This window comes from Burkholderia sp. Bp8986, assembly GCF_003854225.1.
Classification (GTDB): domain Bacteria; phylum Pseudomonadota; class Gammaproteobacteria; order Burkholderiales; family Burkholderiaceae; genus Burkholderia.
In genome coordinates, this window is record NZ_QTQM01000036.1 from 47244 (window position 1) to 59618 (window position 12375).

Annotated in this window: 10 protein-coding genes; all 10 read right to left on the reverse strand. The window is 66.4% G+C overall.

Annotation, left to right across the window (positions count from 1 at the left end):
* Position 1: 1 nt before the first annotated feature.
* A complete protein-coding gene (locus DID99_RS26750; protein WP_124667824.1) occupies positions 2 to 1051 on the reverse strand; it encodes a patatin-like phospholipase family protein in 1050 nt (349 codons plus the stop codon).
* 93 nt (positions 1052 to 1144) lie between these two features.
* On the reverse strand, positions 1145 to 4600 hold the full coding sequence (locus DID99_RS26755) for an adenylate/guanylate cyclase domain-containing protein (protein ID WP_124667825.1): 3456 nt from the start codon (positions 4598 to 4600) through the stop codon (positions 1145 to 1147).
* A gap of 230 nt (positions 4601 to 4830) precedes the next feature.
* Positions 4831 to 5586, reverse strand: coding sequence for a histidine utilization repressor (hutC, locus tag DID99_RS26760; protein ID WP_124522751.1), 756 nt, complete (start codon positions 5584 to 5586; stop codon positions 4831 to 4833).
* A 50-nt stretch (positions 5587 to 5636) separates the two neighbouring features.
* The gene (gene hutH / locus DID99_RS26765; protein ID WP_044845494.1) at positions 5637 to 7130 is read right to left on the reverse strand and encodes a histidine ammonia-lyase; all 1494 of its coding nucleotides are present in this window, start codon (positions 7128 to 7130) and stop codon (positions 5637 to 5639) included.
* A gap of 7 nt (positions 7131 to 7137) precedes the next feature.
* The gene (locus tag DID99_RS26770) at positions 7138 to 7929 is read right to left on the reverse strand and encodes an ABC transporter ATP-binding protein (protein WP_124489576.1); all 792 of its coding nucleotides are present in this window, start codon (positions 7927 to 7929) and stop codon (positions 7138 to 7140) included.
* Positions 7930 to 7957: 28 nt separating this feature from the next.
* Complete coding sequence (locus DID99_RS26775) at positions 7958 to 8704, reverse strand: ABC transporter permease (protein WP_124523418.1); 747 nt, start codon at positions 8702 to 8704, stop codon at positions 7958 to 7960.
* Between the two features lie 12 nt (positions 8705 to 8716).
* On the reverse strand, positions 8717 to 9439 hold the full coding sequence (locus tag DID99_RS26780; RefSeq protein WP_124667826.1) for an ABC transporter permease: 723 nt from the start codon (positions 9437 to 9439) through the stop codon (positions 8717 to 8719).
* 85 nt (positions 9440 to 9524) lie between these two features.
* A complete protein-coding gene (locus DID99_RS26785; RefSeq protein ID WP_044845555.1) occupies positions 9525 to 10385 on the reverse strand; it encodes a transporter substrate-binding domain-containing protein in 861 nt (286 codons plus the stop codon).
* 509 nt (positions 10386 to 10894) lie between these two features.
* Positions 10895 to 11413 (reverse strand): AidA/PixA family protein, encoded by a 519-nt coding sequence (locus tag DID99_RS26790; RefSeq protein WP_124489573.1) that lies wholly within the window; start codon positions 11411 to 11413, stop codon positions 10895 to 10897.
* 64 nt (positions 11414 to 11477) lie between these two features.
* Positions 11478 to 11981, reverse strand: a complete 504-nt coding sequence (locus tag DID99_RS26795) for an inclusion body family protein (RefSeq protein WP_124489572.1) — start codon at positions 11979 to 11981, stop codon at positions 11478 to 11480.
* Positions 11982 to 12375 lie beyond the last annotated feature (394 nt).

The window sequence follows — 12375 nt, forward strand, 5'->3', positions numbered from 1 at the left end:
CTCAGAGAAACTCCCTGCGGATGTCGATGCTCGAGCGCTGCCCGATGTTTCCGTAGTGATGCGCGAGCCACACATCCGCCTCGCGTCGCCCGTGGTCATGCAGTTCGCTCAGAAATGTCCAATCCGCGTTGTACTTGCTCGATACGCTCAGCGCGGACAGCGCATCGTCGGCGCGAATGGAATGAATCAGCATTTCCTTCATCTCGCCGCGTTGTATCGTGCCTTGCTGGATCAGGTCGGTGACGAACGCGATCGCCCGCATCTCGCGCATCAGCGACGAATTGAAACTGATCTCGCTGATCCGGTTGAGGATTTCCGCGGCGGTGATCGGCACGCCGCGACGCACGAGCGGATTGATGTGCACGATCACGACGTCGCGCGTCGCGCAGTTGTAGATGAGCGGATAGATGGCCGGATTGCCCATGTACCCGCCATCCCAGTAGTACTCGCCGTCGATCGAGACCGCCTGGAACAGGGTCGGCACGCATGCCGATGCCAGCACCGCGTCGGCACTGAGGTCCGCTCCGGTGAACAGGCGGATCTTCCCCGTCTCGACGTTGGTCGCGCACACGTACAGCCGGATCGGACAGTGCTTGCGCAGCGCGTCGAAATCGACCTGGCTTTCGAGCACCTCGCGCAGCGGATTCAGGTTGTTCGGATTGAACTGATAGGGTGAAAAGACCCGCAGCATCATGTCGGCGAACGCATACAGCGGCGAATGATCGAGCCCGAAGCTGTGCGTGCCCTTCAGCCAGGGCATCCAGCGCAGCGGGTTGTAGCGCTCCGCCGATTGCGCGACCGCGTGCCAGAAGTCGTGCAGTGCCTGACGCGCGCCGTCTGCGCCGCCCTTGTGCAGCCCGTAGGCGAGTACCACGGCGTTCATCGCGCCGGCGCTGGTTGCACTGACGCCTTCGATGTCGAGCCGGCCGTCTTCGAGCATGCGGTCGAGCACGCCCCAGGTGAAGGCGCCGTGCATTCCGCCGCCCTGCAACGCGAGCGCAATCGGTTTGCGCGGGCCATCGTTGCCGCGTCTTGCGTGCGTGGTTGCCATGCCCGTCTCCTCGGCGCTCCGCGCAGGCGGAGCAGCGGCAGGTCATCGAGCGCACGTCGTCACGCGATCCGTCGCCGTGCGCCGTTGTTCCATTCATCCTGCGCGCGCGTCCAATGCATCCAGCAGCGCTTTCGCGTCGCGCAGGTCGCTTGTATCGAAACCTTCCGTGAAGCAGGCGAGCACCTCGGACAGCGCTCGCCTCGCCTCCACGGTTTTCCCCTGCCGCTGCAACAGCCGCGCAAGGTCCGACGCCGCCCGCAATTCCAGCGCTCGGGCACCCTGGCGGCGCGCGCGCTCGATCGCCCGGTGAAAGCAGCCGGCGATCTTGTCGTCGCGCGCCGCGACGGCCCCCTGCTCGCTCGCCCCGCCGGCCAGATAGACGCCCGTGAGCCGGTACAGCTCGGCCTCGAAGCAGTGCTCACCGGTTTGCTCGACGAGCGTCGTCGCCTCTTCCAGCAGGTCCAGCGCTGCCCGCCGGTCGCCCGCGCGCCAGTAACTGTCGGCGAGCAGCGCGAGGGAATAGGGCCGCTGGTCTTCGCCGCCGGCGGCCCGCTGCGCATCGAGGCCCAGCCGCATCTGCGCGATGCCGTCCCGGATGTTGCCTTGCGCGCTCATCGCCCAGCCCCGCAGGAGCGTCCCCCATGCGAGCCAGTACGGCAAGCCGTGCTCGGTCGATACGGCAATGACCGCTTCCGCGCGCTCGGCGGCAAGCGTCGGCTCGCGCCGCAGCTGATGCAGGTGTGCCGTGTAGGTCAGGCTGAACGCCAGGGACGGCCCATAGGAAAGGTGCCGTGCGAGCGCCAGTGCTTCGACGCTGCGCCTGAGCGCCTGGTCGGGATACCCCTGGATCCACAGGGTCAACACCAGGAAACTGAGCGCCCGGATGCCCGGATCGACCCCGTGCGCGAACACGTGGGCCTGATGCTGCTCCGGATCGTAGATCGCGATCGCCTGTTCCAGGTGGGTGCGGGCGGCCGTGAAATCGCCCTGCAGGAAGAAGCACGAACCCAGCGCGCTATGGGCCTCGATGAGAAAGCCGGGGTCGTTCGCATCGCGGGCCGTACCGAGCATCTGCCGGCCCAGGTCGGTCGCGAGCGCATATTCGCCGCGCACCACGTGGTGCATCCGCAATCCCAGCTGCGTCGCGAAGCGTTGCGATACCTCGCCCGTGCGCTCGCACAACTCGAGCGCGCGCGTATAGGTGGCGCCCACCTCCGTCGCGCCATACCCGCGCACATCCATCAGGACCGGCCCGAGGGACAGCAGCAGCGTCAGTTCCCAATGCGCGCGCATCGGTGTGTCCGGCAAGCCCTTCAGCAGCGCAAGCGCCGCGCCGAGGTGATTCATCGCATCGTGATGAGCCGCATGGCGCAGCGCCTGCTGGGCCGCACGATGCAGGTATTCGACCGCCTTCGGAATGTTGCCGCTCTGACCGTAGTGATGCGCGAGTTCGCTGCAGTAATCGGCGATGCGCGTCGGGAACAGCACCTCGATCGCCTGCGCGGTGCGCTCGTGCAGCGCGGTGCGCCGCTCCGTGAGCAACGAGCGCCCGGCCACTTCCTGGGTCAGCGCGTGCTTGAACGAATAATTGACCTCGGGAAAGGCGGGCCGTTCGTAGATGAACTCCGCGGCTTCCAGATGCGCGAGCAGGCGACGCAGTTCGTCGTCCCGCGCCGCCACCTCGCCGCAGATGCGCCGGATCAGGCTGAACGGAAACTCGTGGCCGATCACGGCAAGCGCCTGCAGCAGTTCCTTTTCCTCGACGGGAAGTCGATCGATCCGGGCCGCCAGCACGCCCTGCACGGTGGTCGGGATATGCAGGGTCGCCGGCGTCTCCACGATGCGATAACGCCCGGCCTCGCCGAGCAGCGACTTCTCTTCGACGAGCGTCTGGACCACTTCCTCCATGAAGAACGGATTGCCCTCCGTCTTCTCCAGAATGAGCTGCTTCAGCGGCACGAGCGTGCGATCCTCGCCGAGCAGCGCCGTGAGCAGCCCCTGCGCATCGGACGGGCCGAGCGGCTCGAGCCGGATCCTGCTGCAATGAACCGCGCCGGCCCACGCCGGCCGATACTCGGGCCGGTAGTTCACCAACAGCAGGATGCGTGCGTCCGGCACATGGTCGATCAGGTAGCTTAGGAATGCTTCCGTTTCACGGTCCAGCCATTGCAGATCCTCGAACAGCAAATGAACCGGCTGATTCTGGCTCTCGCGCACGAGCAGCTGCCTGATCGCGTCGAAGGTGCGCTCGCGCCGGATCTGCGGGTCCATCTCGACCAGCACCGAGCCGCCCTCGCCGATGCCGAGCAGATAGAGGACGTACGGCACGAGGTCCTCGAAACCGCGCTCCAGCGCGAGCGCCTTGCCGATCACCTTTTCCCGGCAACGCCGCTCGTCGTCCTGCGGCGTGATCTGGAAATAGTTCTTCAGGAGTTCGATCAGCGGCAAATTGGAAAACGCCTTGCCGTGCGATACCGAAAACGTCTCCAGCACCAGCGCGCCGCGCCGTGAACGCTCCTTGAACTCGTGGAACAGGCGAGACTTGCCGACGCCGGCCTCGCCCACCACGCCGACCACGCGCCCGTGCCCGGCCCGCATGGTCTCCAGGGCCCGGTTCAGGTGTTCCAGTTCCGTTTCGCGCCCGACGAACCGCGCGAGACCACGGTGCGCCGCCAGCTGCAGGCGCGTGCGCAACGCACCCAGCCCCAGCACTTCGTAGACGCATAGCGGCGCGGGAATGCCCTTGAGTTGCGTGGCCCCGAGCGCCTTGAACTCGAAATAGCCTTCGGCCAGCTTGTGGGTGGATTCGCTGACGAGAATCGACGTGGGCGCGGCGATGCCCTCGATCCGCGACGCGATGTGGATCGTATGCCCGAGCGGGTCGTATTCGGTGTGCAAGTCGTCGGTGCGGATCGAACGGACGACGACCTCGCCCGTATGCACGCCGACGCGAATCTGCAGAGGAATGCCTTCCTGCAGCCGAATCCGGTCGCCGTGCTGGCGCATCGCCTGCTGCATGCGCAATGCGGCGAAGAGCGCGCGCTGCGCGTGGTCCTCGTGGGCGATCGGTGCGCCGAACAGCGCGAGGATACCGTCGCCGAGCGATTTGGCGACGTACCCTTCGTAGTAGTGGACCGCCTCCATCATCAGCTCGACCACCGGCACGATCAGGCGATGCGCCACTTCGGGATCGAGGTCGTGGATCAGCGCGGTCGACCCGGCCATGTCGGCAAACAGCGCGGTAACGGTCTTGCGCTCGCCGGCGGGCTCGCCGCGCGCTTCCATCGCCGCGTGTTCGGCACGGATGCGCTCGGCCAGATGATCGGGCGTGTAATGAATCGGGGTGGGCGACGGCGCTTGAGCCGGCGGTCGGGACGATGGCGCCGCGGCGGCAGGTGTCGCCAGCGGCGCACCGCAATGGCTGCAGAAGCGGGCTGCCGGCGCTGCGTCATGCCCGCACTGCGGGCAGGTGCGGGACAGCACGGCGCCACATTCCTGGCAGAACCCCGCACCGGGAGGATTCTCCGATCCGCAAATTGTGCAGCGCATAAAACCCTCTTCCAGCCAAGGGTCGACCTCGAAACATTATGCGCCACTCTCTGCCGGTATTCAGGTCGGTGAATGCGCGTACGCATGCCGACGGGCGAAGGAACGAACGGTTCGATGGGCGCTCTTCGCGATTGTCACGCGCCGGGTCGAGTCAGCGGCCGCATCATTCGCCGACGCGCAGGACATCCACGCCGATTGCCTCGGCTCGATCCGCGCCGCTCGCCGCGTCCCTACATCTTCCCCGCCAGGTGAAACCGCGACGCCGGATGCCACAGCCTGACCGACGTCGCGACGTGCTCGCCGACCCAGGTGCGGCGCTTCAACACCAGGCACGGCTCACCGATTTCCATCACGAGATGCCGGCGCACCTGCGCATTGGGTTTCTCCGCATAGATCCGGAACTCGGCGCGCTGGATCGGCGCGAGCCGCACCATGTAGTGGTTCGGCGTCTCGATCGTGAAATCCTGCTCCAGGTAGTCGGGAAACAACGCCGGATTGACGTAGCGATCCTCGAACTGGATCGGCTCGTCTTCCTCGAAATGCACGATGCGCGAATGAAACACCGGCCCCGAGCGAAGCCCGAGCGCATCGATCGCGTCCGGGTCGATGCTGCGTTCGATCAGCACGACGCGCGCGCTGTGCCGATGACCGCGTTCCGCAATCTCGTCCGCGATGTTGCGGATCTCCAGGACCGTCGATTCGTAATGCCGGCGCTCGACGAACGTGCCGGCACCCTGGATGCGGGTCAGCACGCGTTCGTTCGTCAGTTCGCGCAGCGCGCGCGACACCGTCATCCGGGCCACGCCGAATTCCTTGACCAGCTCGGCCTCGGTCGGGATCGCGCCGCCGGGTTTCCAGTCGCCCTTCGCGATCCGCTCGACGACGTAGCGCTTGATCTGTTGATAGGCCGGCAGTGCGCGCGCCGGCACGGCCTCGCCCGATGCCCTCGCCGGTCGTGCGGAAAGTTGTCGCTCCGTCTCGTTCATGCACCCTCGACCGAATGAATAATGGATGATCCGCCCGTCGTCGCCGGTCGTCACTGCAACGGCGGCGGCGCCCCCGCGACGATGCCGGCCGCGATCGCGATGTCGTCCGCGAGCGGCCGGTCGTCGCGATACGCCGGTACGCGTTCGCGCACATGTCGCCACAGCGCGTCGGTCGACGCGGCCCGCCCGGTTTCGTTCGCTTGCAAGTCGTATGCCTGCGCGGCGGCGAGCAGCTCGATCGCGAGCACGCGCGTCGCGTTCTCGATGATGTCGAGCGCCTTCAGCGCGGCCGGCGTCGCATGACACAGGTGATCTTCCTGCAGCCCCGACGTAATGCCGCCGTCGAGGCTCGCCGGCGCCGCGAGCCGCTGATTCTGCGCGACCAGCGCGACCGCCGTGTACTGCGCGATCATGAAGCCCGAACACGTGCCGCCCGGCGCCGCGAGAAACGCCGGCAGGCCGCTCACGAGCGGATTGACGAGACGGTCCAGCCGCCGCTCGGCGATGGCCGCCACCTGCGCCATCGCGGCCGCGAGGCTGTCCATCGCCAGCGCGATGCCCGCGCCGACCGCATGCGCCTGCGAATGAACGGCCGGCGCATCGCGCGTACCGGCGACGATCGGATTGTCGGTGACGGACGCGAGCTCGCGATCGACGACGTCCGCCGTGACCGCGAACACGTCGCGCGCCGCGCCGTGCACGTGCGGAATCGTGCGCAGGCTCAACGGATCCTGCGTATGCCGCCCGCTCGCCGCGGCGAGCATCGGGCTGTCGGCCAGCATCGTCCGCAAGCGCGCGCCGACGTGCCCGATGCCGGGCGAGATCCGCAACGCGAGCGAGGCCGGGTCGAACGCGGCGAGCTGCCCGCCGAGATTCTCGAAGCTCGCCGCCGCGATCCAGTCGGCCCAATCGAGCAGCCGTTCCGCCCGGGCCAGCGCGAGCGCGGCGAGCCCCGTGACGCACGGCGTGCCGTTGACCAGGCTCAACCCTTCCTTCGCACCGAGCACGAGCGGTTCGCGGCCGATGCGGCGCAGCGCCTCGGCGCCGCCGATGCGTTCGCCGCGATGGCGCGCATGGCCGTGTCCGATGCAGACGAGCGCGACGTGCGCCATGTGGGTCAGATAGCCGACCGAGCCGTGCGCCGGCACCTCCGGCAGGCAATCGTGCTCGAGCAGCGCGACGAGCTGGTCGACGACGTCGGCATGGACGCCCGAATGCCCGTGCGCGAAATTGTTGATCGCGGCCGCGATGATCGCGCGCGTTTCGGCCGCGCCGAGCGGCATGCCGACGCCGACCGCGTGACTCATCAGGATGTTGCGCGACAGCGTGCTCTGCTGTGCCGGCGACACGATCACGTCGCACAGCGCGCCCACGCCGGTATTGACGCCGTAAGCGCGAATCCCGCGCGCGACGATCTCGTCGACGAGTTCGCGCGCGGCAACGACACGCGCGCGTGCCTCGTCGGCCAGCGCCAGCGGCTCGCCGGCCGCCACCGCAGCAACCTGTCGCCAGTCGAGCGGCCGGGCCGCACGGAATACGGTCATGGCAGCCTCAGTTGGTGGTGCGGTCGTGGTGGCTCGACACGAATTGCCGGAAGCGCTCCGAGCACTGGCCGCCGAACAGCGCGTCGGGCGGCCCGTCCGAGTCGACCTCGCCCTGATGCAGGAACAGCACGCGATTCGACACGTGCCGCGCGAAGCCCATTTCATGCGTGACGACCAGCATCGTGCGCCCCTCTTCCGCCAGCGAGCGCATCACGCGCAGCACTTCGCCGACCAGCTCCGGATCGAGCGCCGACGTCGGTTCGTCGAACAGCATCACTTTCGGATGCATCGCGAGCGCGCGGGCGATCGCGACGCGCTGCTGCTGGCCGCCCGACAGGTGCGCCGGATAGTAGCCGCGCTTGTCGGCGAGACCGACGCGCGCCAGCAGCGCCTCGGCCTCCTCGACCGCTTCGGCGCGGCTGCGCTTTTGCACGCGCAGCGGCCCCTCGACGAGGTTGTCGAGCACTGTCATGTGGGACCACAGGTTGAAGTTCTGAAAGACCATGCCGAGCTGGGAGCGGATCCGGTCGACCTGGCGCCGGTCGCTCGGATGCAGCTTGCCGTCGCGCGCGCGCTTCATCGCGAGCGTTTCCCCGGCGAGCGCGACGGAGCCGTCGTCGGGTGTCTCGAGCAGGTTCAGGCAGCGCAGGAACGTGCTCTTGCCCGAGCCGCTCGCGCCGAGGATCGAGATGACGTCGCCCTCATGCGCGTCGAGCGAAATGCCCTTCAGCACATGATGGTCGCCGAACGACTTGTGGATGTTCTTGACCGACAGCGCAACGGGAGCAGCGGTGTTCATCGGATTCTCCTGGAAAGGACGGGGACGCTCAGGGCGCGACGCGTTGAGGATTGCGCGTCGCCGCGGCGGGCGCACCGGTGGGCTTCGGCGCACGCAGGTGCCCGGAAAGCCGCCATTCGAGCGCGCCGAGCAGGCGCACGACGATGAAGTTCAGGCCCAGATAGATCACGGCGGCGCAGACGAACACCTCGGTCGTCCGATAGGTTTGCTGGATGATCTGCTGCGCGACGCCCGTCACCTCCCATACCGTGACGAGGCTCGCCAGCGCGGTCGACTTGACGAGCAGCACCGCTTCGGTCGAATACGCGGGCAGACACTGGCGCAACGCGATCGGGCCGATCACGCGCCGCAGCAGCGCGAAGCCCGACAGGCCGATCGAATAGCCGGCCTCGATCTGCCCGACCGGCACGGCCATCAGCCCGCCGCGCAGGATCTCGGCCGTGTAGCCCGCCGTGCACAGCGCGAGCGACAGCACCGCGCAGACGTACGGCTCGCGCAGCAGCGGCCACATGAAGCTTTCGCGGATCACGCCGAACTGGCCGAGCCCGTAATACACGAGGAACATCTGGATCAGCAGCGGCGAGCCGCGAAACACGAGGATGTAGGCACGCGCGAAGCGGTTCGGCAGCCAGCGCGGCGACACGCGCATCGTGACGATCACGAGCGACAGCAGGCCGCCGAGCACGAGCGAGGCGAAGAACAGGCCGAGCGTGGTCGGTACGGCCGCGAGCAGCTGGCGCAGCGTATCGAAGAGAAAAGCGAAATCGAAGGACATGCACGTTCTCCGTCAGTTGCGCGCGAAATTGCGGCGGAACGACCGGCCGACGATCGCTTCCGCCCGGTTGAACACGCGGTTCGACACGCCCGTCATCAGCAGATACAACGCCCCGCCCGCGACGAAGAACACGAAGTACTGGTGGGTCGAATTGGCGGCGATCTGGCTCGTGCGCAACAGCTCGGCGAGCCCGGTGACCGAGATCAGTGCCGAGTCCTTGAGGCTCAGCTGCCACACGTTGCCGATCCCGGGTAGCGCGACGCGCAGCACCTGCGGAACCAGGATGCGCCGCAGCACCATGCTGCGCGGCATGCCGATCGCGCGCGCGGCTTCGAGTTCGCCCTTCGACACCGCGAGCACCGCCGCGCGATACACCTCCGCCTGGTAGGCGCCCGAGATCATGCCGACCGCGAGCGCACCGATCACGAACGGCGGCACGCCGATGAAGCCTTCCGCGCCGAACCACTGGCCGACGGCCGTGACGAGCGTCGAGCCGCCGAAGTAAAACAGGTAGATGACGAGCAGTTCGGGCACGCCGCGAAATACCGTCGTGTACAAGTCGCCGAGCAGGCGGGCGCTGCGGTAGCGCGACAGCTTCGCCGCCGCGATCGCCGCGCCGATCACCGCGCCGACCGCGAGCGCGGCGAGCGTCAGCGCGACCGTCATCAGTGCGGCGAGCAGCAGCACACCGCCCCAGCCTTCGGTTCCGAAGCCGAGCATTTCGAGAATCGCCATGCGTGCCTCCCGGCAAGCGTTGAGTGAATCGGCAGGATGCCTGCCGCCGCGCGTCGTTCGGGTCGCTCGCGCGGCGGCGGCGTGCTTACGGCGTGACGTCGGTCTTGAACCACTTGTCGGCCAGCTTCTTCACCGTGCCGTCCGCGAGTGCCGCGCCGATCGCCGTATCGAACTTCGTCTTCAGGTCGGCATCCTGCTTGCGGAACGCGAGCCCTTCGCCCGGCCCCCAGATCGGCCCGCCGAGCTTCGGCCCCGCGAGCACGATCGACGCGGTGTCCTTCTTCGTGTTGTTCGCCGCGTAGTACGTGACGTCGTCGAACGACGCATCGATGCGCCCGGCGACGAGGTCGAGGTCGCGTTCGGGCGAGGTCTTGTACACGCGAATCGACGCGATGTCCTTGAAGCTGTCGTTGATGAATTTCGTATAGACGGTGCCCGACTGGATGCCGATCGTCTTGCCCTTCAGCTGCTTGCGCAGCGCGTCGACGGTGGGCTTGTCCGCGTTCGCGTCACCCGTCAGCTTGACCATCGGCGCGCCGGGCGCGGCCTTCGGCAGGATCTTGGTGTCGGTGACGGCGAACGTCGCGGGCGTCGCCGCATACGGACGCGAGAACAGCAGGATCTTTTCGCGCTCCGGCGTGATGGAGATCGCATCCATCAGGATATCGAACTTGCCGGCCTGCAGGCCGGGAATCATCCCGTCCCAGTCCTGCGCGACCATGTTGCACTGCACCTTGATCCGCTCGCACACGTTGGCGAGCAGCTCCGGTTCGAAACCGCCCAGCTTGCCGCCCGGCAGCGTGAGGTTCCACGGTGCGTAGCCGCCTTCGAGCGCGACCGTCACCGTCTTCCATTCCTTCGCCTGCGCCGGCGCCGCGAGCGTTGCCGCCGCGGCAGCGATGACACCGATCGTCCTGATTGCCCACTTGATCCGCTTGCCGTTCACGAGATTTCTCCTTGCGTTGAGGTTCGTCATCCCTTCGGTGCTGCAGCAAGCCGCCTCAGGAATTTGTCTATACAAGCATGCAAGAAGAAAAACAGCGCGACAAGCAGCGATCAAAAAAAACCGGTGAAACGCGGGAAATCCCCTAATTTCGGGGCTCTGACGTGCCTCGTCGTGGGGAATTCAGGCACGCGTTTGGTGCATCTCGTACGATCCATTCGCAAGGATGACTAGACAAATTCCGGATTGGATCAGAGGACGGCAATGCGGGGAACCCGGCCCGCGACGGACGCGGCGCGCTCGGGTGGTCACGCCTCGCAACGACGCTGGCTCGAACGGGAACGAAACTGATTCGGGCGGGCCGGCTGCCGATGAAACACGAGCGGCCCGTGAGTCAAACGGTTCGGCGTCCTGCCTGAAATCGGCATTCGCGCAGAAGATCGCCCGAAGCCGGTATCGGACGCAAGGTCGACGTTGCCGTCGCGGTCCGGCGACGGCTTGCAATCGGGCTGCTACGAATCCGCGCGGCCGCCGGCGATCTCGATCGACGTCTCCCAGCGGAAGTAGCCGGACACCGCACCGCCACGGTCGAGCACGGCGAAATCGGCCGTGCAGGTGGTGGCGCCCGCAGCCAGCACGTCGCTGCGCCAGTAATGGTCCGGCATCGGCCGGCACTGCGGATGGAGCAGGTCGTCGTCGGACGGCACCGGCGTCGCGGCGTCGCGCACCTGCGCTTCGATCGGCGCGACGATGCCGGCGTCCCGCAAGGCGAACCGGATGAACAGGACGCTCACTTCGGCACGCAGCGCCAGCGCCGTTTCGCGCAGGCGGAGTTGGTCGCCCGGCGACAGGCCGGCAAAGAGCCGGCTGTCGTTGCGGCCGAGCGGCCCGGTGTCGCCGGGGCTCACCACATAGATGTGCCGGCCGTCGATCACGGTCGGCGCATCCGCGTTCCGGCTCGCATCGGGACAGGCCGACAGCAGCGTGACGGCATCGACGATCGCAAGCACGTCGCAACGAAGACCAGGCATGGCGCTTCCTCCGGAACGGGACAATGACGCGGGCGACCGTCGCATGGTCGCCCGCCTGCCGAGATCAGTTGTGGATCGAGATGAACGGGTCCCACTGATAGCAACCCAGCGACTGGCAATTGCGGTCGATGATCTGGAAGTAGAAGTGGTAGGTGACGCGGCCTTCCGACAGCGTTTCCGACGACCAGTAGTAGTTGTCCACCTTCTGGCAGGTCGGCGTCGACGGCGAGCTCGGATTCGGAATCGGGATCGATGCGGTGGCCTTGCGCGGCGTCGGCGTCGAAATCAGGTCGCGGCCCTGGTTGGCGATGAAGCCGTAGAACACGACCTGCTTCTCGAAGCCCAGCGACAGGCTCGTTTCACGCCATCGGATCAGGTCGCCCACCTGGGCTTTCAGGTCGAGTTCGCCGCCCGCCTGCCCGGACACGACGTTGTCCTGGTTCGTGACCATGTAGACGTGCTTCCAGTCGATCAGCGTCGGGTTTTTCGGATCCCGGCTGGGATTCGGATATTTCTGGAGAATGGTTTCGGTATCGATCGAGACGAGCACATCGGTAACGCGTGACATAGAAGCTCCCGTTCAGGTAGATGGGTTGCCGGTGCGTGGACACCGTTCCATGCGACCTTCGATCACCGATCGGGTGATCGATTCGCACGAAACCTTGAAAACATCGATTTGTCCCGCGACTCGAATTTACATCGAGCGGTTAATCCAATGAACCTGTAAATGCTGACAGTTCTCGATTATTTTTTATAAGGACGTCAATTTGCGAAAACAATATTCCGGATTGAATCGATATTTCACACGATTTTCAATACTGCAAAATCGGCGCACCCGGGGCGAAGCCTTCGCCGGATCCGCGGGAGCGCGGTTCAAATGCGGCAAGCACGCGTCAGGCGGGGCGCAGACCCAACAAGGAGTATTTCAGCGTTTCAATAATATTTTTATTAACGCCGCCACT